The 23,389-nt window shown below is 69.6% G+C and carries 23 protein-coding genes and 1 tRNA gene; 8 read left to right on the top strand and 16 right to left on the bottom strand.

Annotation, left to right across the window (positions count from 1 at the left end):
* The first annotated feature begins 291 nt into the window (after positions 1 to 291).
* Complete coding sequence (locus tag MMSR116_RS29675) at positions 292 to 1,770, top strand: HWE histidine kinase domain-containing protein (RefSeq protein ID WP_039893432.1); 1,479 nt, start codon at positions 292 to 294, stop codon at positions 1,768 to 1,770.
* 75 nt (positions 1,771 to 1,845) lie between these two features.
* Here MMSR116_RS29675 and MMSR116_RS29670 read toward each other — a convergent pair whose 3' ends face one another.
* The 3 genes from MMSR116_RS29670 to MMSR116_RS29660 form a co-directional block, all read right to left on the bottom strand.
* A complete protein-coding gene (locus MMSR116_RS29670) occupies positions 1,846 to 2,115 on the bottom strand; it encodes a hypothetical protein (RefSeq protein WP_010684527.1) in 270 nt (89 codons plus the stop codon).
* Between the two features lie 349 nt (positions 2,116 to 2,464).
* Positions 2,465 to 3,319 carry a DUF6456 domain-containing protein gene (locus tag MMSR116_RS29665; protein ID WP_039893427.1) on the bottom strand — a complete coding sequence of 285 codons (855 nt, stop codon included), beginning with the start codon at positions 3,317 to 3,319 and terminating at the stop codon, positions 2,465 to 2,467.
* Between the two features lie 142 nt (positions 3,320 to 3,461).
* Positions 3,462 to 3,710: a hypothetical protein gene (locus MMSR116_RS29660; RefSeq protein WP_010684525.1), complete on the bottom strand. Its 249-nt coding sequence runs from the start codon at positions 3,708 to 3,710 to the stop codon at positions 3,462 to 3,464.
* A 183-nt stretch (positions 3,711 to 3,893) separates the two neighbouring features.
* Here MMSR116_RS29660 and MMSR116_RS29655 point away from each other — a divergent pair, with 183 nt between their 5' ends.
* The 4 genes from MMSR116_RS29655 (at position 3,894) to tam (ending at position 7,305) form a co-directional block, all read left to right on the top strand.
* Entirely contained in the window at positions 3,894 to 4,649 is a 756-nt protein-coding gene (locus tag MMSR116_RS29655) for an endonuclease III domain-containing protein (RefSeq protein WP_010684524.1), read from the top strand.
* A gap of 91 nt (positions 4,650 to 4,740) precedes the next feature.
* Positions 4,741 to 5,805 (top strand): tryptophan--tRNA ligase, encoded by a 1,065-nt coding sequence (trpS, locus tag MMSR116_RS29650; RefSeq protein ID WP_010684523.1) that lies wholly within the window; start codon positions 4,741 to 4,743, stop codon positions 5,803 to 5,805.
* On the top strand, positions 5,802 to 6,503 hold the full coding sequence (locus tag MMSR116_RS29645) for a haloacid dehalogenase type II (RefSeq protein WP_010684522.1): 702 nt from the start codon (positions 5,802 to 5,804) through the stop codon (positions 6,501 to 6,503). The genes trpS and MMSR116_RS29645 overlap by 4 nt, the downstream gene beginning before the upstream one ends.
* Positions 6,504 to 6,525: 22 nt before the next feature.
* The gene (gene tam, locus MMSR116_RS29640; RefSeq protein ID WP_010684521.1) at positions 6,526 to 7,305 is read left to right on the top strand and encodes a trans-aconitate 2-methyltransferase; all 780 of its coding nucleotides are present in this window, start codon (positions 6,526 to 6,528) and stop codon (positions 7,303 to 7,305) included.
* Positions 7,306 to 7,309: 4 nt separating this feature from the next.
* Here tam and MMSR116_RS29635 read toward each other — a convergent pair whose 3' ends face one another.
* The 10 genes from MMSR116_RS29635 to aroQ form a co-directional block, all read right to left on the bottom strand.
* Positions 7,310 to 7,963 carry a pyridoxamine 5'-phosphate oxidase family protein gene (locus MMSR116_RS29635; protein WP_010684520.1) on the bottom strand — a complete coding sequence of 218 codons (654 nt, stop codon included), beginning with the start codon at positions 7,961 to 7,963 and terminating at the stop codon, positions 7,310 to 7,312.
* Between the two features lie 166 nt (positions 7,964 to 8,129).
* A complete protein-coding gene (gene ilvC / locus MMSR116_RS29630; protein WP_010684519.1) occupies positions 8,130 to 9,149 on the bottom strand; it encodes a ketol-acid reductoisomerase in 1,020 nt (339 codons plus the stop codon).
* A 12-nt stretch (positions 9,150 to 9,161) separates the two neighbouring features.
* Positions 9,162 to 9,818: a TetR/AcrR family transcriptional regulator C-terminal domain-containing protein gene (locus MMSR116_RS29625; RefSeq protein ID WP_010684518.1), complete on the bottom strand. Its 657-nt coding sequence runs from the start codon at positions 9,816 to 9,818 to the stop codon at positions 9,162 to 9,164.
* A 295-nt stretch (positions 9,819 to 10,113) separates the two neighbouring features.
* Complete coding sequence (locus MMSR116_RS29620) at positions 10,114 to 10,758, bottom strand: glutathione S-transferase family protein (protein ID WP_010684517.1); 645 nt, start codon at positions 10,756 to 10,758, stop codon at positions 10,114 to 10,116.
* Between the two features lie 125 nt (positions 10,759 to 10,883).
* Complete coding sequence (gene ilvN, locus MMSR116_RS29615; RefSeq protein WP_010684516.1) at positions 10,884 to 11,426, bottom strand: acetolactate synthase small subunit; 543 nt, start codon at positions 11,424 to 11,426, stop codon at positions 10,884 to 10,886.
* An 81-nt stretch (positions 11,427 to 11,507) separates the two neighbouring features.
* Positions 11,508 to 13,283 carry an acetolactate synthase 3 large subunit gene (locus tag MMSR116_RS29610; RefSeq protein WP_010684515.1) on the bottom strand — a complete coding sequence of 592 codons (1,776 nt, stop codon included), beginning with the start codon at positions 13,281 to 13,283 and terminating at the stop codon, positions 11,508 to 11,510.
* A 435-nt stretch (positions 13,284 to 13,718) separates the two neighbouring features.
* Positions 13,719 to 15,164, bottom strand: a complete 1,446-nt coding sequence (locus MMSR116_RS29605; RefSeq protein ID WP_010684514.1) for an amidase — start codon at positions 15,162 to 15,164, stop codon at positions 13,719 to 13,721.
* A gap of 207 nt (positions 15,165 to 15,371) precedes the next feature.
* Entirely contained in the window at positions 15,372 to 16,451 is a 1,080-nt protein-coding gene (pyrC, locus tag MMSR116_RS29600) for a dihydroorotase (protein WP_010684513.1), read from the bottom strand.
* Between the two features lie 13 nt (positions 16,452 to 16,464).
* Positions 16,465 to 17,166: an orotate phosphoribosyltransferase gene (locus MMSR116_RS29595; RefSeq protein ID WP_010684512.1), complete on the bottom strand. Its 702-nt coding sequence runs from the start codon at positions 17,164 to 17,166 to the stop codon at positions 16,465 to 16,467.
* 143 nt (positions 17,167 to 17,309) lie between these two features.
* Positions 17,310 to 17,759 (bottom strand): type II 3-dehydroquinate dehydratase, encoded by a 450-nt coding sequence (aroQ, locus tag MMSR116_RS29590; protein ID WP_010684511.1) that lies wholly within the window; start codon positions 17,757 to 17,759, stop codon positions 17,310 to 17,312.
* Positions 17,760 to 17,934: 175 nt separating this feature from the next.
* On the opposite strand from aroQ, the gene MMSR116_RS29585 reads away from it, so the two are divergent.
* Both MMSR116_RS29585 and MMSR116_RS29580 read left to right on the top strand, forming a co-directional pair.
* The gene (locus MMSR116_RS29585) at positions 17,935 to 18,777 is read left to right on the top strand and encodes a 3-keto-5-aminohexanoate cleavage protein (RefSeq protein ID WP_010684510.1); all 843 of its coding nucleotides are present in this window, start codon (positions 17,935 to 17,937) and stop codon (positions 18,775 to 18,777) included.
* Positions 18,778 to 18,822: 45 nt separating this feature from the next.
* Positions 18,823 to 18,896: transfer RNA gene (locus MMSR116_RS29580), tRNA-Gly, on the top strand.
* A 174-nt stretch (positions 18,897 to 19,070) separates the two neighbouring features.
* Here MMSR116_RS29580 and MMSR116_RS29575 read toward each other — a convergent pair.
* Positions 19,071 to 19,622, bottom strand: coding sequence for a response regulator (locus MMSR116_RS29575; protein WP_010684509.1), 552 nt, complete (start codon positions 19,620 to 19,622; stop codon positions 19,071 to 19,073).
* 433 nt (positions 19,623 to 20,055) lie between these two features.
* Here MMSR116_RS29575 and MMSR116_RS29570 point away from each other — a divergent pair, with 433 nt between their 5' ends.
* Positions 20,056 to 20,238, top strand: a complete 183-nt coding sequence (locus MMSR116_RS29570; protein ID WP_010684508.1) for a hypothetical protein — start codon at positions 20,056 to 20,058, stop codon at positions 20,236 to 20,238.
* Positions 20,239 to 20,648: 410 nt separating this feature from the next.
* On the opposite strand, the gene MMSR116_RS29565 is transcribed toward MMSR116_RS29570, so the two are convergent.
* Both MMSR116_RS29565 and MMSR116_RS29560 read right to left on the bottom strand, forming a co-directional pair.
* Entirely contained in the window at positions 20,649 to 20,828 is a 180-nt protein-coding gene (locus MMSR116_RS29565; RefSeq protein WP_010684507.1) for a hypothetical protein, read from the bottom strand.
* 169 nt (positions 20,829 to 20,997) lie between these two features.
* Positions 20,998 to 23,382, bottom strand: coding sequence for a type IA DNA topoisomerase (locus MMSR116_RS29560; protein WP_191991850.1), 2,385 nt, complete (start codon positions 23,380 to 23,382; stop codon positions 20,998 to 21,000).
* Positions 23,383 to 23,389 lie beyond the last annotated feature (7 nt).

Below are 23,389 nucleotides of genomic sequence, written 5' to 3'. Positions count from 1 at the left end.
GTCACCGCGCGGCGCGGCGCCCGGTCGGCTTTTCGAGACCGGCGCGCAGGCGAGTCCCGACCGGCAGACCGGACGCCCGGCTCGCTAACGCGGACGGGCCGATAGGGCCGGGATCCTCGCCTCGGCTGTTGATCCGGCCGTATCCGGCGCCTTATACCAATGGGGGGATGGCGACCGGCAATGTGACGCGGATTCACTTCTGGGCAGTCAGTCCTGCTCCATGTTAGAATTTCGACCTTGCCGGTCGTTGGCGGCCGTTGAGAAGGGTCGCAGGGAAGGCGGCAGAGAACGTTGCCGGATCGGTTCGAACAAAGCCGCATTGACGCTGAGATCGGCCGTCGCGAAGCCAGCCATGATCCGTTCGCCGCCGCTGTGCGGGCGACACGGATGCCGATGCTGATCACAGACCCTCACAAGCCCGACAATCCCATCGTCTTCGTCAACGATGCCTTCTTCAAGCTGACCGGATACGCCCGCGCAGAAGTGATCGGGCGGAACTGCCGTTTCCTGCAGGGGCCCGAGACGCAACGCGCGGATGTCGACAAGCTGCGGGATGCCATCGAACGTCGGACGACGATCGAGCTCGAACTTCTGAATTACAAGAAGTGTGGTGAAACCTTCTGGAACCGGCTGCTGATCTCGCCGGTGTTCGATCAGGACGGACAGCTCACCTTCTTCTTTGCCTCCCAGTACGATGTGACCCTTGAACGCGAGAAGCTGGCCCGCGTCCAGCGCGACCGGGATGCCCTGGAGCAGGAGGTCGAGCGCCGCACCCTCGCTCTGACGCGCAGCCAGGATCGCATGCGTTTCATCATGAAGGCGGGCCGATTCGGCTCGTGGACGCTGGATCTGGCCGATATGCGCTTGGTCGCCTCCGACGTCTGCAAGGAGAATTTCGGTCGGGATGTCCACGACCCGTTCGGCTACGAGGATCTGATCGCGAGCATTGTGCCGGAGGACCAGGGGCGCATGCGGGCGGCCGTGCAGGACTCGATCAGCCAGCACACCGACTACGACATCGAGTACCGTATCCAGACCCCCAAGGGCGAAGTCCGGTGGCTGCAGATCCGCGGGCAGACGTTCTACGACGTGGACGGCCAACCGTTGAGCATGGCGGGCGTGTCGATCGACATCACGGAACGCAAGCGCGGCGAGGAGCATCGGGCCCTGTTGGCGGCCGAGCTGAATCACCGGGTCAAGAACTCGATGGCGACGATGCAATCCATCGCCCACCAGACCCTCAGCAATGCCGCATCGCTGGCCGATGCGCGGACGACACTGGACGCCCGGCTGCTCTCCCTGGCGACCGCCCACGACGTGCTGACGCGCGAGAGCTGGGAAGGGGCGACACTGGCGGAGATCGCCGAGGGCGCTCTGCAACCGTTCCGCCAGAGAAATGGCAAGCGCTTCAAGATCGGCGGCCCGCACGTGAGGCTGTCGCCCCGGCAGGCCCTGGCCTTCGTGATGGCGCTGCACGAACTGGCGACCAACGCGGTCAAGTACGGCGCCCTGTCCAGCCGCGCGGGCCGGATCGATCTCAGCTGGGACGTCGTCGGCGATGCGCAACCGGAGCGGCTGCTGGTGCGCTGGGAGGAACTCGGCGGCCCACCGGTCGCGCTGCCGCAGCGCAAGGGGTTCGGCTCTCGGATGATCGAGCGGGCACTCGCCGCCGAACTCGGCGGAACGGCGGACATCGACTACCGGCCGCGCGGCTTGGTCTGCACGGTCGAAGCCCCCCTGCCGGACATGACCGGATCCATTCCGGCCTGAACGACGCCGGGTCCCGGTGGCGCAACCCGCGATCGGAACATCGCAAGCACAAAGCGGAACCCTGCGCGTCATATGTTAAGGTGGCGCTCGCCAACACGAGAACATCGCGGCGGGACAGTCCGGTTCGCGTCGCTCCCGCGCCTCGACGAGATCACCGGCCTGCAAGGGCCGGAACATGACCACGCTCGCCGCCATCGTCAGGATCAGCACCAGCAGGACGATGCACAAGCCGGCGCACTGGTCCGGGCTGTGCCAAGTTCGCAGGACCCCAAGGGCGCCCGCGGCGAAGACCAACGTGACGGCGAGCGTCAAGGCTGAGCCTTGAACGGCGAGGTCGTCGAGCATCGAGGCCACTTCCTCACCGAGCCCGTCGGGGCTTGTCGGCAAGCGTCGCCGCTCATCCATGTTCCTGCGCGACGGAGGTTCGTCCGAACCGAGACAGATGGCCGGCGGCGCGTCGGCGCTGGGTATCGATCGGCTGGGCAACCTCCGCTTCGATGGGGCGCCATCCCGGAGGCGGTCCGGCTCAAGATCCGTCACGCCAGCCGAAGGCCGCCGGCTTGACTGAGGATCGCAGGCGGACGTTGTGCGCCTCTGCAACCGGTCGAGCCCAAACGGTTCCGGATCCCGGATCGCCACCGCGATCGTCGGCCTCGCACCGTCCACGGAGGCGAAGCCGGCGGACGCGCCGCCGTCACCCCCGCCACAGGCGCAGGCGCCCGCTATCCGGCCCGGTCGCCTCACGCTCCAGGCCGTAATGCTCGGCCAGCCGTCCCAGGGCGATGCGCGCCACGACCTTCGCCGAACGGGCCGGCCAGCGCCGTTCGGTCTCGATCCGCTCCAGTCCCTTGAGGAAGCCGCAGAGGTCGATCAGCAGGCCCGACAGGTCGCTCCCGACCGCGTCGAGCGCACCGCGCACCCGCTGCCGGGCCGCGATCACGTGGTCCGCCGCCGAGGCCGGGTCGCGCGGTCCGCCGCCATCGACCCGGACGGCGCCGAACTCAGACCCCATCCGCGGCAGCAGCGCGGCGGCGTTCATGTCCCGGCGCAGCCGCTCCCCCGCCTCGAAGGAGGCCGTGTCGATCAGCGGCGCGCCGTCCCGGTCGCGCCGCCGCACCATCCAGGCCAGCGGATTCTCCGCCGCGTTGCGCAGGACCGGTCCCGCCTCCCCCCTCCCCTCCACGATGGTCAGATCGCGGTGCTGCCCTGCGAAGGCCATGTCGCCCCCGACCGCGTCCCGGCGCAGTCGCGCCCGCCCGGCGGCGGTGATCGTCAGCCGCGTTCCCGCGCAGTCCCAGGTTGCCAGGTCGGCCGCCGCGAGGTTGCGGCCGGAGGCCATGGCGAAGCGGCCGCCGCCCACCGAGATCCCGTCTCCGCCGCGCCGGATCACCAGGGCCTCCTCCACCAGGGGATCGGGCCGCGCATACGCCTCCACCTCCCCCAGCCGCGCCAGCAGGCGTCGCGCCTCCGCCGGAAGGGCGTCCGGCCGCGCCCGCTCCCGCTTCGGCCGCCCAGCCTTCGCGGACTTGTTCCTGACCAATTTGTTCATGTTTTGTTCCGGACCCAGCGCGCGAGATGCGCACGCGCTCCATAGTCTCAGGAAATCTTATCGGGTAAAGGCTTATTTACCTACAACCCACAGCTAGGTCGCGCTCCGGCGAAGGAATGCCGGCCCGGCGTCGGAGCGCGCATCACGCCGAAGGCTTGGAGCCGGATGCGCCGCGCGTTCCGCGGGTCGGCGGGTGGTGCAGGACGTCGGCGATCTCCTCCTCCGACTTGCCGCGGACCTCGTAGCCCATCGCCTCGAACCGGTCGATGAGCGCGGCGCTCGTCACCGCGGAGCGGGCTGCCCAGGCCGCGAGCCTGTGGTTCACCTGTTCCAGATCCGCTTCGGAATGCGTGTCCTGCGGATCCGGCTGCGGATCGTGGATCGCAACCATGTCGGCACCTCGGAGTCGAGCCGGCGACCGCCGCGCGGTCGCGCCGCGGCCCGCGGTTCAACGTCCGACTCCCGTTCGGGCTCCCGGGCGGGCGGCACGCGCGTTCCGGGCCGCCGCCAAGGACACTTCGCCGCTGCCGCGGACCGGCAGGAACAGCGGTGCCGGTCCGCGGATTCGCCGTCCATGCCCGTCGCCACCAGAGCCCCTGCCACGCCGCGCAAGCGCAAGACGGCGCTCCTGCCCACCGACCCCGCCCTCACCGAGAAGGCGCTCGCGATCCATGCCCGGCTCTGCCCGGTCTACGGCTGCCCGATCCCGTACTTCCACAGCCTCGATCCGGTCAGCGAACTCGTCTCCTCGCTCCTGTCGCACCGGACCCGCAACGCCGAGTCCGGCCGCGCCTTCAAGGCGCTGCGGGCGCGCTTCCCGGACTGGGAGGCGGTGATCGCGGCCGAGGTGCCGGAGATCGAGGCCGCCATCGCGGGGGTGACGTGGCCGGAGTTGAAGGCGCCGCGCATCCGCGACGTGCTCCGCGCGCTCCGAGACCGGTGCGGCAGCCTCGACCTCGCCTTCCTGGCCGACATGGAGGTTGAGGCCGCGCGGGCATGGCTGCAGGCGATTCCGGGCGTCGGGCCGAAGACGAGCGCCGCGGTGCTGTCGTTCTCGACCCTGCGGATGCCGGCCCTGCCGGTGGACAGCCACCATCACCGGGTCGCCCAGCGCCTCGGGCTGATCGGCGCGCGGGTCGATGTCGGGCCGGCGCACGCGATCCTGCGGGCGCAGCTCCCGGCCGACTGGAGCGCGCAGGACATCTACGACAATCACGAGATCCTGATGCTGCACGGCCAGCAGGTCTGCCACCATCGGAAACCCGCCTGCGGGCGCTGCGTCCTGGTCGACCTCTGCCCCAGCGCGCGACGGCCGATGCGGGAGCCGTGAGGCGTCCTTGACCGGTCCGGCCTACGGGTGCGAGTAACCCCGCGCCCGGACGGCGCGGAGCCCCGGCTTTTACGTATCAGGATCGGCGCCGATGGCCGCGTTCACCGAATTGGTCTTCTCGGGCGTCCAGCCCACCGGCAACCTGCATCTCGGAAACTATCTCGGGGCGGTGAAGCGCTTCGTCGAGATGCAGGACCGCGACGCGCAGTGCCTGTACTGCGTGGTCGACCTGCACGCGATCACCGTCTGGCAGGATCCGGAGGCCCTGCGCGGCCAGATCCGCGAGGTCACGGCCGCCTTCCTCGCCGCCGGCATCGATCCCAAGCGCGCGATCGTGTTCAACCAGAGCCAAGTGCCGCAGCACGCCGAGCTCGCCTGGGTGTTCAACTGCGTCGCCCGCCTCGGCTGGCTGAACCGCATGACCCAGTTCAAGGAGAAGGCCGGCAAGGACCGGGAGAACGCCTCGATCGGCCTCTACGACTACCCGGTGCTGATGGCCGCCGACATTCTGGCCTACCGGGCGACGCACGTGCCCGTCGGCGAGGACCAGAAGCAGCACCTGGAGCTGACCCGGGACATCGCCCAGAAGTTCAACACCGATTTCTCGGGATCGATCACCGCGCACGGCCACGGCGACGCGTTCTTCCCGATCACCGAGCCGCTGATCGGCGGCCCGGCCGCCCGGGTCATGTCGCTGCGCGACGGCACCAAGAAGATGTCGAAGTCGGACCCGTCCGACAACGCCCGCATCAACCTCACGGACGACGCGGACGCCATCGCGCAGAAGATCCGCCGGGCGAAGACCGATCCGGAGCCCCTCCCCTCCGAGGTGGCGGGCCTGAAGGAGCGGCCGGAGGCCGACAACCTCGTGGGGATCTACGCGGCGCTCGCCGGCATCAGCCGCGAGGACGTGCTGCGCGATTTCGGGGGGGCGCAGTTCTCGACCTTCAAGCCGGCTTTGGCCGACCTCGCGGTGACGAGCCTCGCGCCGATCGCCGAGGAGATGCGCCGCCTCACCGCCGATCCGGGCCACATCGACGCCGTGCTGGCCGACGGCTCTGCCCGGGCCGAGGCCATCGCGGCGCAGACCCTGGACGCCGTCAAGGACATCGTCGGCTTCGTCCGGCGGGGTCCCAGCCTGCAGGCGGTGCGGTGACCGTCCGGGCGCTGGTCTTCGACGTCTTCGGGACGCTGGTCGACTGGCGATCCGGAATCGCCCGCGAGGCCGGGCGTCTGCTGGCGCCCGTCGCGCCGAACCTCGATGCCGGCGCCTTCGCGGATGCGTGGCGCGCCCGCTACCAGCCCTCCATGGAGCCGGTGCGCTCCGGCGCCCGTCCCTTCGTCGACCTCGACACGCTCCAGGCCGAGTCCCTGCCGGACGTCCTGGCGCAGTTCGGCATCGCGGGCGTGGCGCAGGACGTGCGGCGGGAGCTGGTCCAGGCCTGGCACACGCTCGATGCGTGGTCCGAGGTGCCGGAGGCGCTGCGGCGCTTACGGGAAAAGCACCTCCTGGCGCCGAACTCGAACGGGCATGTCCGGCTGATGGCCGACCTCGCCCGCCGCAACGGCCTGATCTTCGACGCGGTGCTCGGCGCCGGCTATTCCCGCGACTACAAGCCGAAGGCGGCGCTCTACCGCGACGCCGTGGCGGCGTTCGGCTTCGCCGCCGGCGAGACCATGATGGTCGCCGCCCATTCCAGCGATCTCGCGGCGGCTGCGAGCCACGGGCTCGCCACCGCCCACATCGCCCGGCCCCACGAGCACGGCCCCGCCGGCGGCGAGGCGGCGCCGACGGTGCCGGTCACCCACGCGGCGCGGGACCTGGCGGATCTCGCCGACCAGCTCGGTTGCTGAACGGGATCAACGGAGGGGTGCGATGGCCGATTGGAACCCCGCCCTCTACAGCCGCTTCGAGGATGAGCGGACGCGCCCGGCCGCCGAGCTCCTCGCGCGCGTGCCCCTCGACGCGCCGCTCCTGGCCTACGACCTCGGCTGCGGGCCCGGCAACTCCACCGCGCTGATCGCGGCGCGCTTTCCCGGCACGGAGGTGATCGGCCTCGACACTTCCCCGGCGATGCTGGAAAGCGCCCGCGTGCGCCTCCCGGGCCTCGCCTTCGCGCAGGCCGATGCCGGGACGTGGACCCCTGATCGGGCGCCGGACCTGATCTATGCCAACGCGGTTCTCCAGTGGCTGCCGGACCACGCGACCCTGCTGCCGCGGCTCTTCGGGCTCCTCGCCCCGGGCGGCGTGCTCGCCGTGCAGATGCCCGACAATCTCGCCGAGCCGACACACCGCCTGATGCGCGAGGTGGCCGGCGCGGGGCCCTGGTCGGCGGCGATCGGGGATCCGGCCGTGGCCGGCCGCCTCGGGCGCATGCTGGAGCCGGCCGCCTATCACGACCTGCTGGCGCCGCACGCCGCCGCCGTCGATGTCTGGCGCACCGCCTATCACCACCGGATGGCGGATGCCGCCGCCATCGTGGAGTGGGTGAGCGCCACCGGGCTCCGGCCGTTCCTCGATCCGCTCGATCCCGAGGAACGGGCCGGCTTCCTGGCGGCCTACACGCGCGCGATTGACGCCGCCTACCCGCCGCGCAGCGACGGGCGGCGCCTGCTCGCGTTTCCGCGGGTGTTCGTCGTGGCGCGGGCGCGGTAGCGGCTCAGGCTTCGCCGCGGGCCATCAGCGCCTCGTACTCGGAGACCTCGAGCCTGCCCTCCTGGGCGACACGCGCCTTGTCGGCGTCGCTGATCACGTCGCCCGCGAGATCGAGGCGCTTCCAGGCGGCGAGCGGCGTCTCGCGGCCGGGCTGCGGCACGTACTTGTTCTGCTCGAGCTTCTTGTACTTGTGGATGTAGCGCGGGCAGTTGACCCAGATCTTCGTCACCGCGACCTTCACGAGGTACTTGGCCTCGGTGTATTCGGCCATCAGCGCGTCGTCGCGCAGCAGCGTCGCGTGGCCCTGAACGCGGATGCGGTGCGGCGTCTCGAAATCGATGAACAGCAGGCCGACCTTGGCCTGCCCCTCGATGTTGCCCATCGAGTAGAACATGCCGTTGCCGTCGAAGCCCGGGAACACGAGCGTGCCGGGGTCGGGCACCTTCACGAAGCCCGTGGGGCCGCCCTTGTAGGAGACGGTCGGCATGCCGTCAGGGTCGACGGTCGAGAGGAAGAACATGTCGCGGGAGCCGATGAAGGCGGCCTCGTCCGGCTGAACAGTCTCGTGGACCCAGTCCTCGTCGAGGCGCACGGCGAGTCTGGTCGTGCCGAACTCCTCCTGCAGCGCCCGGTGCGCGTCGGAATAGAGCGATGCCATGGGTGTCCTCTCCGCTTGCCGGTCCTCGTACGCGCGGGACCGCTGCCGGGCTTATGGCCGGGATGTCCGGTGCCGGACAACCCGGAACGCGAAGGGCCGGCCACGCCTTCGCGCGACCGGCCCCAGCGCGGCCGGGCAGAGCCCGGCCGCGTCGTTCGAGAAAGGATCAGTTGCGGGTCTTGTCGACCAGCGCCTTCTCGGAGATCCACGGCATCATGCCGCGGAGCTTGGCGCCGACCTCCTCGATCGGGTGAGCGGCGAGCTTGGCGCGGGTCGCCTTGAACGAGGTCTGGTTGACCTTGTTCTCCAGCATCCAGTTGCGGGTGAAGGTGCCCGACTGGATGTCGTTCAGCACGCGCTTCATCTCGGCCTTGGTCTCGGGCGTCACGATGCGCGGGCCGGTGACGTACTCGCCGTACTCGGCCGTGTTGGAGATCGAGTAGTTCATGTTGGCGATGCCGCCCTCGTAGATGAGGTCGACGATCAGCTTCACCTCGTGGAGGCACTCGAAATAGGCCATCTCGGGGGCGTAGCCCGCCTCGACCAGGGTCTCGAAGCCGGCCTTGATCAGCTCGACGAGGCCGCCGCAGAGCACGGCCTGCTCGCCGAACAGATCGGTCTCGCACTCCTCCTTGAAGGTGGTCTCGATGATGCCGGCGCGGCCGCCGCCATTGGCCGAGGCGTACGACAGGCCGAGGTCGTGGGCGTTGCCGGAGGCGTCCTGCGCGATGGCGATCAGGGTCGGCACGCCGCCGCCGCGGAGGTACTCGGAACGCACGGTGTGGCCGGGGCCCTTCGGGGCGACCATCAGGACGTCGAGGTCCTTGCGCGGCTCGATCAGGTTGAAGTGGACGTTGAGGCCGTGGGCGAACAGGAGCGCGGCGCCCTGCTTCATGTTGCCCTCGAGGGACTCGCGGTAGATGTCGCCCTGCAGCTCGTCGGGGGTGAGCATCATGACCACGTCGGCTTGACGGGCGGCCTCGGCGACCGACAGGACCTTGAAGCCCTCGTGCTCGGCCTTCTTGGCGGTGGCGGAGCCCTCGCGCAGCGCGATGACGATGTCCTTCACGCCGGAATCGCGCAGGTTGAGCGCGTGGGCGTGGCCCTGGCTGCCGTAGCCGACGATGGCGACCTTCTTGCCCTTGATCAGGTTCAGGTCGGCGTCGCGATCGTAATACACCCGCATGTCTGTCTCCTCTTAGACTTGGTGTTTCGGGTCGGGTTTGGCCCGGCCGTAGAGGGCCAGGAACTGCTCGACGGCGCGGCCCGCGTCGCGCCGGATCTCGGCCCCGTCGAGGTCGAGTGTCTCGCCGAGCAGAAGGCGAATCTGGATATCCCGGCCGACGAGGCCGAAGAAGGTGCGGAAGGCGGCCTCGCTGTCGGCGAAGGTCAGCAGGCCGGCGGCGCGCCCCGCCTCCAGCACGGGCTTCACCCGCTCGCCGATGGCGAAGCGCCCGTTCGCCAGGACGATGCCGCCGAGGTTGCTCTTGCGCGAGCCCGCATGCGCGATGGCGATGCGGTTCAGCGCCACCGAGGTCGGGCCGGTGATGACCTCCAGCCACGTCGCGGCGAAATCCTGCAGGCGCTCCCGCAGGGTCGCGCCGTCGAGCACCTGAGCGCTGTCAGTCCCGGCATGGACCCGGGAGGCCTGCCAGCGCACCGTCGCGGTCAGCAACCCGTCCCGGTCGCCGAACCACTTGTAGAGCGTCTCCTTCGAGCAGCTCGCCCGGCGCGCGACGGCGTCCATGGTGACCTGCTCGCCGTCCTCGACCATCAGGCCGAGCACGGCGTCCAGCACCGCCTGCTGGCGGGCCGACGGGGCTTCCTGCTCTGCTGTGGCGCTGGCCTGCATCATCTCGAGTGGCGTACCGTACCGTACGGTACGCGCTGTAGGCCGATTCGACCGCCGCGGCAAGAGGGTCTGGGGTCCTCGAATCCCGCCAACCCCATTCGATCCCACCCTCGACCTCATCCTGAGGTGCTGCGCAGCAGCTTCGAAGGAGGGTTCCAGAAGGCGCCACCTGCCCTGGAAGGCTCCTTCGAGGCCTCCGCTGCGCTCCGGCGCCTCAGGATGAGGTCGAGCGTGGGATCACTGTCGTAAGGCGGAACGCCGGATTACAGCTTTGTGGCCGATCCGGCGATCACGGGCTTCAGCGCGGGAGCGGCAGCCCCTCGCGGGCGAAGACGGCATGCACGGCCGGTCGCTCGGCGACGCGGCGGGCATGGGCGGTCCAGGCCGGGAAGCGGCCGGCCATGTCGAACCGGAGCGTCGGTCCGTTGGCCCAGAACCAAAAGACCATCAGGTAGGCGTCCACCACGCTGAACCGGTCGCCCACGGCCCAGCCGCCGTGCGAGAGGCGCACCTCGGTCATGGTGGCGAGATCCGCGTAGGTGTTGGCGGCCTTGGCCTTGATGCCCTCGAAGGCACTCTCGTCCTCGGTGTAGCGCTCAGGGCGGCGGACATGGGCGTAGGTGATGTGATGGTTGCAGGCGAGCCAGCCGAGCCATTCGTCGGCGGCCGCCTGCTCGCGGAGATCCGTGGGCCACAGCCCCTTCTCCGGCACCTGACGGGCGACGTGGCGCAGGATGGCCGCGCATTCGGTGAGCACCCAGCCATCCTCGGTCAGGGCCGGCACGCGGCCCCGATCGTTGATCGCAAGGTATTCCGGCCGGCGCTGGTCGCCCGCCGCGAGGTCGAGCTTGACGCCCTCGTATGGAAGCCCGGATTCCTCCAGGACGATGTGGGCGGCGAGCGAGCAGGCGCCGGGGGCGTAGTAGAGGGTGCGGGCGGTCATGCGGGGTCCTTGATCGACGAACGCGGGCGCGGCGTTTTCGGCAACAACGGCCAACCGACTGCCGCCAGGAGATCCGATGATAGGCTTCGGCTCCCCCGAGCACCGACTGGCCGCGCGTCGAGACCTCAGAGCGGCTCCGCCCCGCGCCCCATCGCGGAGATGCCGGTCCGGCAGATCTCCACGAGCCCGATCACGCTCATCAGGCGCACGAACCGGTCGATCTCCTCGGTGGCGCCGGTCAGCTCGAACACGAAGGAGTTGAGTGTGGCATCCAGCGTCTTGGCGCCGAAGGCGGCGGCCAGCCGCAGGGCCTCGCTGCGGTGCTCGCCCTCGCCCTTCACCTTCACGAGGCAGATCTCGCGCTCGATGGCGTTGCCCTGGAGCGTCAGGTCCACGACCCGGTGCACCGGCACCAGCCGGTCGAGCTGCGCCTTGATCTGCTCGATCACGGCGTTGGTGCCCGCGGTCACGATGGTGATGCGCGAGATGTGGCGCGCCTCCTCGGTCTCGGAGACGGTCAGGCTCTCGATGTTGTAGCCGCGGCCGGAGAACATCCCCGAGATGCGGGCGAGCACGCCGGGCTCGTTGTCGACGATCACCGCGAGCGTGTGCCGATTGATCGGCTCGACGCGGACGGGCTCGGGGTAGTGGGTGTTCATCGCGTTCATCGCGGGGCAAGTCCTCGTCGTTCGACCCAACGCCGCCGCAGCGGCGGATCGCGGCCCGGCGACGAGCCGGGCCGCCCTCCCTCACACCAGCATCTTGCCTTCCTCGGAGATCACGTCGCCGAGCTCGACGCCGGTCTCGCCGAGGTAATCGGACAGGAGCATCTCGTTGTGCGCCTTGCCCGACGGGATCATCGGGAAGCAGTTCTCGGTTTTGTCGACGATGCAGTCGAAGATCACCGGGCCGTCATGGCTGAGCATCTCCGCGATGGCGCCGTCGAGGTCGCCCGGCTTCTCGCAGCGCATACCCTTCGCGCCGTAGGCCTCCGCGAGCTTCACGAAATCCGGCAGGCTCTCCGAGTAGCTCTGGGAGTAGCGCGAGCCGTGCAGCAGCTCCTGCCACTGGCGGACCATGCCCATGTACTCGTTGTTCAGGATGAACACCTTGATCGGCAGGCGGTACTGCACCGCCGTCGACATCTCCTGCATGTTCATCAGGATCGAGGCCTCGCCGGCGATGTCGATCACGAGCCCCTCCGGGTGCGCGAGCTGCGTGCCGATCGCCGCCGGCAGGCCGTAGCCCATCGTGCCGAGGCCGCCCGACGTCATCCAGCGGTTCGGCTCGTCGTACTTGAAGTACTGGGCGGCCCACATCTGGTGCTGGCCGACTTCCGTCGTGATGTAGGTCTCGCGGCTCTTGCAGGCCTCGTAGAGGCGCTGGACCGCGTATTGCGGCTTGATGATCGTGCCCGACGGCCAGTAGGCGAGGCAGTCCCGCGCCTTCCAGGCGTTGATCTTCTGGAACCACGGATCGAGGTTCGATTTGTCGGGCCGCGACGGCAGGGCGCGCCACGCCTCCAGCATGTCGCCGAGCACCGAGGCGCAGTCGCCGACGATCCCGACATCGACCTTGACGACCTTGTTGATCGAGGAGGCGTCGACGTCGATGTGGATCTTCTTGGAGAAGGGCGAGAACGCGTCGAGCCGGCCGGTGATCCGGTCGTCGAACCGGGCGCCGACGCAGATCATCACGTCGCACTCGTGCATCGCGAGGTTGGCCTCGTAGGTCCCGTGCATGCCGAGCATGCCCAGGAACTTCTCGTCCGTGCCCGGATAGGCGCCGAGTCCCATCAGCGTCGAGGTGATCGGGAAGCCGGTCTCGCGGACGAGCTCGCGCAGCAGGCGCGACGCCTCCGGGCCCGAGTTGATCACGCCGCCGCCGGTGTAGAAGACCGGCCGGCGGGCGGTCGCCATCAGGTCGACGGCCGCGCGGATCCGGTCGGCATCGCCCTTGACGGCCGGGCGGTAGGTCTTGTGGCTCGCGATCTCCGGGCGCTCGTAGAGGCCGGAGGCGAACTGGATGTCCTTGGGCAGATCGACCACGACCGGGCCCGGCCGGCCGTTCGCCGCGACGTAGAACGCCTCGTGCAGGATGCGCGGCAGGTCGTCGATCGATTTGACCAGGTAATTGTGCTTCGTGCAGTGGCGCGTGATGCCGACCGTGTCGCATTCCTGGAACGCGTCGGTGCCGATCAGGTGCGTCGGAACCTGGCCAGTGATGCAGACCAGCGGGATCGAATCCAGCATCGCGTCGGTGAGCCCGGTGACGATGTTGGTGGCGCCGGGGCCCGAGGTGACGAGGACGCAGCCGACCTTCCCGGATGAGCGGGCATAGCCCTCCGCAGCGTGGACGGCGCCCTGCTCGTGGCGGACGAGGATGTGCTTGACGGCGTTCTGGTGGAAGAGCGCGTCGTAGATCGGCAGTACGGCGCCGCCCGGATACCCGAACAGCGTGTCGACACCCTGATCCTGGAAGGCCCGGATGACCATCTCGGCCCCGGTCATGACCTCGCCGCCCATGCTCGTCTCCTCGCGCTCTCCGGGGCCACCGCGATCCTCGAATCGCCGCCCTACCCCGTCCTCTCTCCCGGCACCCCCGTCTGGTGAAGCGGTGTCCGCCTCGCCCGAAGGTGTCTCTCGCCTCGGATAACCGTCCGTCTCAGACCCATCCGCCCGGACGCGGGCAACAAAAAAGGGCCCCGAGGGACCCTGCATGCGCCACCGCCCGGATCGCGGCCCTAGCTCAGGGCCGCCCCGTCGGTGACGCTACCGCTACAATAAGGACCGTGGTCATCGGATATCCGAACCTGCCCCGCGGCGGCCTCATGATCCGGAACTCGGTCATGGTGGGCGCGCGAAGTGTCGGGCCTCTTAGCGGAGTGTGCGGGGCTGGTCAACGCGTCCGCGCGTGCAATCGCGCCGGTTCCGCGCCGGTTCGGTGCCGGAGCCCAAGTCTCACTGGAGCGGCGGCGGGTAGCGGCGAACCCAGCTGCTCGCCGCGTCGTAAGCCGCGCCGAGCTGCAGGCAAGCGAGCTCGCCGTGATTCGGGCCGACGATCTGGATGCCGGTGGGCAGCCCGGCCTCGCCGAAGCCGGCCGGCACGGCCAGCGCCGGCAGGCCCGACATCGTCGCGGGGATCGTGATCTGCATCCAGCGGTGATAGGTGTCCATCGCCCGTCCGCCCACCGTCTCGGGCCAGCGCAGGTTCTTGTCGAACGGGAAGACCTGGGCGCTCGGCATGATCACGTAGTCGTAGCTCTCCATGAAGCGGCGCAGGGTCTCGTACCAGCGGGTGCGCCCCTCCAGCGCTGCGATGATCCGGTCGGCGCCGAGCGCCAGCCCCCGCTCGACCTCCCAGGCCGCCTCCGGTTTGAGCAGGGCCCGGTGGCGGGGCTCGTCGTAGAACGGGCGGAGGTTCGCCGCGACGGTCAGTGCCCGCAGCACCAGCCAGTCCTGCCAAAGCCGCTCCATGTCGTAGCGCGGCATCGCCTCCTCGACGGTGCAGCCGATCTCCGCGAAGGTCGCCAGGGCGGCGCGCCCGACGTCGAGCACGCCAGGATCGAACGGGATCTGGCCGCCGCAATCGCCGAGCCACGCGATCCGGGTCCCGCGGAAGTCGCGAGCGAGCGGGCTCGCGAAGGCGGACGGGTCCTGCCGGATGGCGTTCGGGCAGCGCGGGTCGTAGCCCGCCAGCACCGAGAGCATCAGGCCGATATCGCCGGGCGTGCGCCCGATCGCCCCGAGCACGCCGAGGCTCGGGCTGAACACGTCCTTGGCCTCGGCGGGGATCCGGCCCCAGCTCGGGCGCAGGCCGTAGCAGTTGTTGAAGGCCGGCGGGTTGCGCAGGGAGCCGGCATGGTCGCTGCCGTCGGCCACCGGCTGCATCCGCAGGGCCACCGCCACGGCGGCGCCGCCGCTCGACCCGCCCCCGGTCTTGTCCGGATCGTAGGCGTTGCCGGTGGCGCCGTAGACCGGGTTGAAGCTGTGCGAGCCGAGGCCGAACTCCGGGATGTTGGTCTTGCCGATGAAGATCGCCCCGGCGGCGCGCAGGCGGGTGACCATGATCGAGTCGGTGTCGGCGACCCGGTCGGCGAAGATCGGCGATCCTTGCGTGAACCGCAGCCCGCGGACCGGGTCGAGATCCTTCACGGCCAGCGGGAAGCCGTGCAGCGGCCCGACGGCCTCGCCGCGCGCCAGGACGGCATCGGCGGCCTCGGCCTCCCGCAGGAGCGCGGCGTCGTCCGCCAAGCCCACGAGGGCGTTCACCTGCGGGTTGATCCGGTGGATCCGCTCCAGATAGGCACGCATCACCTCGGCGCAGGAGACGACCCGACCGCGAATGGCGGCGGCGAGATCCACGGCGCCCATGGCGGTGATGCCGTCCTGTCGCGCGTCCTGCATCGTACCCTCCTCCGGATCAACCGAAGATCGGTAACCGGAGGTTGGATCCAGGCAAAGATGGCTCTGGCTGATTGGATGGATCGCCGATCATCGTCTTTGCGCGCGCAGCGAAGCGATCCAGTGTCGCGCGACGATCACCGATGTCGCGCTGCCCCGCGTCGCTTCGCTGCGCTCGCGATGCCGGAGCGCAGCCATCGCCCTGGTCCGTCACGCCACCGACCAGGGCAGCGCCTCCTCGCCCCGGAACACCACCACCGCCGTGTCGTCCACCGCGACCGCCTCGGCGATGCGGCTCTCCCGACGCTCCAGGGTCACGGTCCCGGCATTCGGCTCCAGCCCGTGGAAGCGGGCGCCGTTGAGCGACGCGAAGGCCTCGAACTTGTCCAGCGCCCCCTCCTCGTCGAAGACCTGCACGTAGGTCTGGAGCGCGGAAGGCCCGCAGAACACGCCGGCGCAGCCGCAGGACGCCTCCTTGGCGCCGCGGACATGCGGGGCGGTGTCGGTGCCGAGGTAGAAGCAGGCCTCGCCCGATGTCGCGGCCTTGCGCAGGGCGAGCCGGTGCCGCTCGCGCTTGGCCACCGGCAGGCAGTAGAGGTGCGGCCGCAGGCCCCCCTGGAAGATGTGCGTCCGGTTGATGACGAGGTGGTGCGGCGTGATCGTCGCCGCGCACCGGCTCCGGTGTTCCCGGACCATGTCGAGGATCTCCGCCGTGGTGGCGTGCTCCACGGTGACCTTCAGCCCCTGATGGCGGCCGAGCAGCGGAATCAGGCTGCCCTCCATGAAGGCGGCCTCCCGGTCGAAGATGTCGATCTCCGAGTCGGTCGCCTCGCCGTGGATCAGGAGCGGCATGCCGATCCGCTCCATGCGCTCCAGCACCGGCGCGACCCCGAGAAGGTCGGTGACGCCCGCGTGCGAGTTCGTGGTCGCGCCGGCCGGATACAACTTGGCGGCGACCCAGACCTTGTCCCGGAAGCCGCGCTCGATCTCGTCCGGATCGGTGTCGTCCCGCAGGTAGCAGGTCATCAGCGGCGTGAAATCCTGGCCTTCCGGCAGCGCGGCGAGGATGCGCTCGCGGTAGGCGCTGGCGGCCGCCACCGTGGTCACCGGCGGCACGAGGTTCGGCATGATGATGCCCCGGGCGAACTGCGCCGCCGTGTAGGGCAGCACCGCCTTCAGCATGGCCCCGTCGCGCAGGTGGATGTGCCAGTCGTCCGGCCGGCGGATCGTGATCCGCTCGACCGGCTTCGCCTCCTGGCGCTCGGCGGAAAACAGTTCGGCGACGCCCATCGCGATCCTCCCCTCAGGCCTGGCCGAAGGCGGAGATGCCGCCGTGGGCGGCCGACCATTCGGCCGGCGCGTCGAGGAAGCTCTCGACCTCGGCCAGCGTCTTCGGGTCGAAGGTGCCCATCTCCTTCGCCACCGCCAGCACGTCCCGCCACGTGGTGAGGTAGTGGAGCTTGATGCCGATCTCCTGCATCAGCGCGGCGCTGTCGGGGAAGATGTCGTAGTAGAACAGCACGAAGCAGTGCTCGACCTGGGCGCCCGAATCGCGCAGGGCTTTGCAGAAATTGACCTTGCTGCGCCCGTCGGTGGCGAGGTCCTCGACCAGCAGGGTCCGGGCGCCCTCGACGATCTCGCCCTCGATCTGGGCGTTGCGGCCGAAGCCCTTGGGCTTCTTCCGGATGTACTGCATCGGCAGCATCATCCGGTCGGCGATCCAGGCCGCGAAGGGGATGCCGGCGGTCTCGCCGCCCGCGATGTGGGTCAGCTGCTCGTAGCCGATCTCGCGCACGATCGTGGCGGTGGCGAAGTCCATCAGCGTCGCGCGCAGGCGGGGGAACGAGATGATCTTCCGGCTGTCGGTGTAGACCGGGCTCGCCCAGCCGGAGGTGAACTTGAACGGCTCGTCCTTGTAGAACAGGACGGCCCCGATCTCGAGGAACATCTTGGCCGCCTCGCGGGCGATCACCGCTCGGTCGAGGGGCAGGAAGGGGCTGGTCATGCGGCGTGCGCGCTCCGCTTGAGGCGCTCTCCGGGACGGTGGGGACCGGTCGGGCCGGGGAGCGTGCGTGGAAATGAGGCCTGATCGCCCTCCTCCGCCCTGTCTCCGCCAGCGTCAACCCTGATCGCGGCGCTATCCGCGGTTCACGCAGTCCTGCCCGACCGCAGATGCGCGAGGTGCCGGATCGCCAGGGCGTAGCCGTGCGTCCCGAAGCCCGCCAGCACGGCCGTGGCGGCGAGGGAGATGTAAGAGTGGTGGCGGAAGGCCTCGCGCCGGTGGACGTTCGAGATGTGGCACTCGATCACCGGCACCTCGCAGGTGTTCAGCGCATCGAGGAGCGCCACCGAGGTGTGGGTGTAGGCGCCCGCGTTGATGACGATGCCGGCCGAGCCCACGCGGAATTCGTGGATCGCGTCGATCAGCACGTGCTCGGCGTTGCTCTGGCGGCACACGACCGCGAGGCCGAAGCCTGCCGCGGTCTCGCGGCACAGGGCCTCGACGTCGGCCAGCGTCTCGCGGCCGTAGATCTCCGGCTGGCGCTTGCCGAGCAGGTTCAGGTTGGGCCCGTTCAGGACCAGGACGGTGTCATGCATCGTGCGCCTCGCGGCCCGAGAGGTGCGGCAAGCGCCGCCAAGACACAAGTCCGGACTGTCATCCGGCCGGAGATGTCCCGCGTACGGGCCTACCGCCCGCGCCGGGCGGTTCAGATCCTGGATCCGCGACGCTATCCCGGTCGCCGAGACCCGTTGAGGCACGGAGGACAGGCGGATGGCAGAATCCCGGAGCGCGGCGCCCGTGGTGATCGCGGTGGCGATCACCGGCTCCGTGCCGCGCAAGGCCGACAACCCGGCGGTGCCGGTGACCGTGCCCGAGCAGATCGAGTCGACGCATCAGGCCTTCGAGGCCGGCGCCACGCTCTGCCACATCCACGTGCGCAACGACGACGAGTCGCCCTCCTCCGACCCAGAGAGATTCGCCGCCGTGCAGGAGGGGCTGCGCAAGCACTGCCCCGGGATGATCGTGCAGTTCTCCACCGGCGGGCGCGGGCGCGACCCGGCCGCCCGGGGCCTGTCGCTGAAGCACCGGCCCGACATGGCCTCGCTGTCCACCGGTTCGGTGAACTTCCCGACGATCGTCTACGAGAACGCCGCGAGCCTCGTGACCGACCTCGCCGGCCAGATGAAGCAGCACGGCATCCGGCCCGAGATCGAGATCTTCGACCTCTCGCACCTGCACGGCGCCAAGCGGCTGGTGGAGGCGGGCCTGATCGACGCGCGCCCGCATGTGCAGTTCGTGATGGGCGTCCAGAACGCGATGCCGGCCGAGGAGCACCTCCTCGACATCCTGCTCGCCGAGACCCGGCGGATCCTGCCCGAGGCGACCTGGACGGCGGCCGGCATCGGCCGCAACCAGGCGGTGGTCATGGAGTGGGCGCTGAGCCGCGGCGCGGATGCGGTGCGCACCGGCCTGGAGGACAACATCCGGGTGACGAAGGATCGCTTGGCCGCCAGCAACGCCGAGCTGGTCGGCCTCGCGGCCGAGGCGGTCCGCCGCCACGATCGCCGCGTAGCCTCGCCTGCCGAGGCCCGCGTCGCGCTGGGCATCGGCTGAGGCCACCTTCTCATGGGCCGTACGGCGTGCTAACGATCCGCCCGCGCGGGTGTAGCTCAATGGTAGAGCAGCAGCCTTCCAAGCTGAATACCCGGGTTCGATTCCCGGTACCCGCTCCATTCAAAATTCTTCGATCGTCACGGCACCGTGAGCGCTCTCGAAGTGGCGGCATCGCGGTGTGCTGCCACGCCGCGTCCTACAGCGCCACTCCATGACCGCCGCCCGGATGCCGCTCTGCGCCGGCCCACAGCCTCTGAGGCGACAGGATTGGGCAGGCGCCAGGTCGCCGGCCGTCAATGACTGAGGCGGGAGGGAACCTGCACGGCCCGGTGAGTCTCGACCAACAGCGCGAGGGGCAGCCACGGCTTCGGGAGCGCGGTGACTGCAGGAGGCAGGCGGGATGGTGGACCGCCCGCGGTCGCCAGGATGACCGGGATCCCGGGCCATGATCGGTGCAGCACCTGAACGAGGCCGAACCCGTCGAGGGTGCCGGTGAGCTGCTGATCGGCGACCACGAGCGCGACCTCGCCACTCCGCCGCTGCAGGGCCTGCAAAGCCTCCTCGCCTGTGTCACAGCACTCGACGTTCAGCTCACTTGCGCGCAGCAGCGTGGCAGCCTGTTCCGCCATACTCGGGCACCGTCCGACCACCACGACGAGCGGGGTGGGGGTCGGCTCCTCGATATCCGGCAGTTCCAGGCGCGCCAGCAGTTCCAGCAACGGCTGGGGCCAGTCCTCGCACTCCTCGATCGGCAGCAATTGGGCGAGGCCGTAGGCGACGGCATTCAGAAGTGGGTTGTCGACGCCGTCACAGCCGCCTTCGTAGACGTAATCGATCTGCTCCATCCAACTCCCGTACCGGACGACGCCCTTCCTGCACCGGTCCGGCCCAACTGATTTGCATCAAGATCTGCAGGGTGAATGGCGCGAGACGTCCAGAGTTGCACGACGGGCGCGGAAAAATCATCCCTCGGGTGTGCAAGGTCGTTCGCGGTCGTTCATGCGGCGCCGAGCGTTCCAGCCCCGCTCGCAGCGACGTGGACACACGTCGAACCTCGGCCGGGCAGAACGATGCGTTCGCGGGCTCTAAGGTCTGGATGCCTTGATCTCGGAGACCGTCAATTCAAGCCAGACGTTGATCTGGCCGATGCCGTGTTCTTCGGCCGACCGCTCATCCTCACTTCCGACACCGTCGCCGGTGAACAAGCATGCTTTCGGGAACCGGGAGCAAGGCGACCGCTTGGTTTAAGGCTTCGAAGTGTTTCGAGGAGGAGAGGTCATGCTCGTCTTCGCTCTTCTGTTCGCCGCCCTGGCCGTGGTCGGGGCGCTCGTCGGCCTCGGTCAGCTCGGTCACCCGATCTACGCTCAATCGCTGCACAGTTACGGCTGGGGCCTGACCGTGAACGCCGTCGCGCTCGCTGTTTTCTTTGTGCTGATCGGTCGAGGCCGGCTGCGCCACTGAAGGGGCGTCGAGACCCCACACGATGGGCCGGCCGCATCGCCCGACATGCCTTCCCCGTCGGACCGCGCTCGCTCAGTGACGGACATCGGGTGCGGCGGCGATCGATGATGCCGTTCGCCTCGAACACCGCGAGGAAGGCCGCAGATGCGGCCTGCGCGGCCGCGACGCGCTCGTGCCAGGCGGTGCAGCCTCCGTTCTGGTCGACCGCCTCCAGCCGCCAAGGTTCGGTCGTGCCCAGGGCCCGGTCGATCTCGACTTCAACGGTGATGCAACGGTGAATCCGTCACGGGTGAACCGGCCGGACAGCGGCGAATGCTCAAAGTCGTGATCCGCGTCCATCACCGGAGCCGGTCCGTTCTCACCCTCCTCCGGAGCCTGATGGCCACGGTCGTAGCCAGGTCGAAGGGCGATCAGGAGGTCAGGTGCTCGCGCGCCCGTCGCAGCGCCCGAAGACGTTTCGTCCGCTCATCCTGTGCCTGTCGCTCGGCTTCGATCTCCGCCCAGACCTCGCTCGAAGATGACTCGCGGATCTCGGCTTTGAGCTGAAGGCTCGTGCGGTCGGCGTAGCGGGACGTCGGAAAGTGAGACATGCACCCTCTTCGTTGGCCAGCGTCGGGTCGAGATAGGGCGCTAATCCGCGGCGTCGCATCGCTACGACCACAGAGGCCACGATACCGGGGCCGGTTGAAGACGAGCACGATGAGTCATCCGCGGCGTCAGGATGGATGACAGGTCCGTCGTAGCACCCCGCCGGTCGCGTCAGGCTCGACGTCGTGCGGCGGCCTGCCTCGGCGCCTGTGCCGCCCTGCCCCGCCGATTGCCGCGTCCACCGGGCACCTTGGCCTGCGCTGCGCCAGGGGCCGACGGTTCCGCTCCACGCTGCGGCCGCGCGGCGTGCGCGTCGAGGAAGCGCCGACAGGCGTCAAAGTCCGTCTCGCACTCCGATGGGCATGGAATGCCTCGCTGCTCGGCCAGACTGCGTGCGTAACCGCGCATCGCCGCGCTCGGGGTCCGGCGGTCGCCGGATTGGCCGGTATTCCCCTCCCGAGGCGTGCGCGGCCCGGCATGAGTGTCGAGAAAAGCCCGGCAGACGCTGATGCTGCTCTTGCAGCCGCGCGGCAGCGTCACGCCCCTCCGCTCGGCCAAGCTCACCGCGAACGACACCATGGCCGGCGTCGGCGGCCGATCGTCCGCCCGACTTGGCGGGATCAGGCTCGGATCGAGGCTGACGACGGGCGAGCTTGAGATCGCGGCGATCAGCTCGTCGAGGCGCGCGCGCGTGCGCTGCCGGAAGGCGTCGGCGCGCTCGATGGCCTCGGCCCGCGTGGTCGCGCGACCGATCTCGGCCAGCTCCGCCTCGAACAGGGCGCGCCCGACCGGGTCGCCATAGGCCGGGAACACGCGTCGCACCGCCGCCATGAAGGCCAGCCCGACCTCGGTCACTTCGATGGCCGGATCCTTGCCGTTGGCCAGCGTGATGTAACGGCTCTTCAGGAGCTTGGGTAGGATCGTGTCGCGGGTGGCGGCCGTGCCGAGGCCCTTGGGTTCGTTCGGGTTGACCGGGTTCTCCAGGGCGCGCTTGACCGCCGGATCATCGATCTGGTCGATCAGCCGGCCCATCACCACCGGCAACTCGCCGCGGGTGATCCGCCGCGGCGGCTCGGTCATCGCGGTGGCGACATCCGCGCCCGCGGCCGATGCACCCTCCCCGTCGTTCACAAGTGGCAGGCGTGCGGACGTGGCCTCGGCCTCGCGCTTGGCCTTGCCGGGCACGACGTCCGCTTCGAGTTCGGCCTCGCTGCCGTAGATCGCACGCCAGCCCGGGGCGCGGATGACGCTGCCTGAAACGGCAAACCGCTTCGCGCCCAGCGGCGTCCCGACCTCGGCCGTGACGGTCGTTCGGGCGTCGATGCCGTCGGGCAGGTGGGCGGCGAGAAAGGCCTTCGCGACGAGTTCCCACAACCGGAACTGGTCGGCCGAAAGCCGGCTGCGCTCCGGCACCTTGCGCAGGGGCACGATGGCATGGTGCTCGCCCGGGTCCTTGACGTAGTGCCCCTTCGCCCCGCGTCGGATCAGGGGCACCTCGCCTCCCGGACTGACGTCGCGCATGTCGGTCAGCACGGTCGCGATGGCGGCGACGATCGCGGCGGCATCACCCGCCTGCCCGTCCGGCAGGTACTCGGACTCCGTGCGCGGGTAGCTGAGGTAACCCTGGTCGTACAGCTCCTGAGCGAGCCCTGCCGTGTGCTGCGGGTCCCAGCCGAACCGCTTGGCGCAGCGCCGCGCCAGGGTGTCCTTGGAGAACAGACGAGGGGGCGCGCGGCGCACGTCCTTGTGCGCGACCGCCAGGGGGCCCGACCAGGTCGTGGCCGCCTGCCGGATCGTCTCGGCGATGGCCGCGTCGAAGATCCGATCCTTGGGGGCGTGCCACAGCGTCAGTTCGGCACCGGATTGCGTGCTCAGGTGCAGGGCGACCTTGAAGAAGTCCTGCGGCACGAAGGAGCGGATGCGCGCCTCCAGGTCGGCCAGAATGGCGAGGGTGGGCGTCTGCACGCCACCGAAGCGCCAGGGTTCCCGGAACTCGGGCGGGCGCAGGCGCAGCGAGATGGCCCGGGTGCCGTTCAGCCCGAGGTGGTAGTCCTCGTACTGCCTGCACAGCGCTTCGAGGTAGGCGGCGTAGTCGCGCTCGCCCGAGCCGACTTCCTTGGCCAGGGCCGCGAAGGCGCGCCGGATCGAGACATCGTCGAGCGCGCCGAGCTTGATCCGGTCGACGCGGCCACGCCAGCCGAGGTGCTCCAGCACCTCCCAGGCGATCATGGAACCCTCGCGCCCGGGATCGGTCGCGATGATCACGCGCTCGACGCCGCTCAGCGCCTGCCGGATGGCGGCGATCTTCGGCTCGTGCGATTGCCCGGACCGGTTCGTGCCGCAACTGACCGGGATCGTGGCGAGCGTGATGGGCAGCGCATCGAAGCGCCAGGGCTTCCACTCGGGTCGGATACTGCCCGGCTCTTCGGCGGACAGCAGGTGCCCCTCGGCGGCCACGCAGACGGTGTTCGGTGAGCGGAAGAAGCGCTGCAGCTGCCGCATCGCCGAGGGTTTCTCGAAGAAGAACAGCGTGCGGCCGGAACGTGAAGGTGACATGTCGCTG

Source organism: Methylobacterium mesophilicum SR1.6/6 (assembly GCF_000364445.2).
GTDB lineage: Bacteria > Pseudomonadota > Alphaproteobacteria > Rhizobiales > Beijerinckiaceae > Methylobacterium > Methylobacterium mesophilicum_A.
The sequence above is the reverse complement of the archived record's forward strand: the minus strand, read 5'-3'. Positions and strand labels throughout refer to the sequence as shown.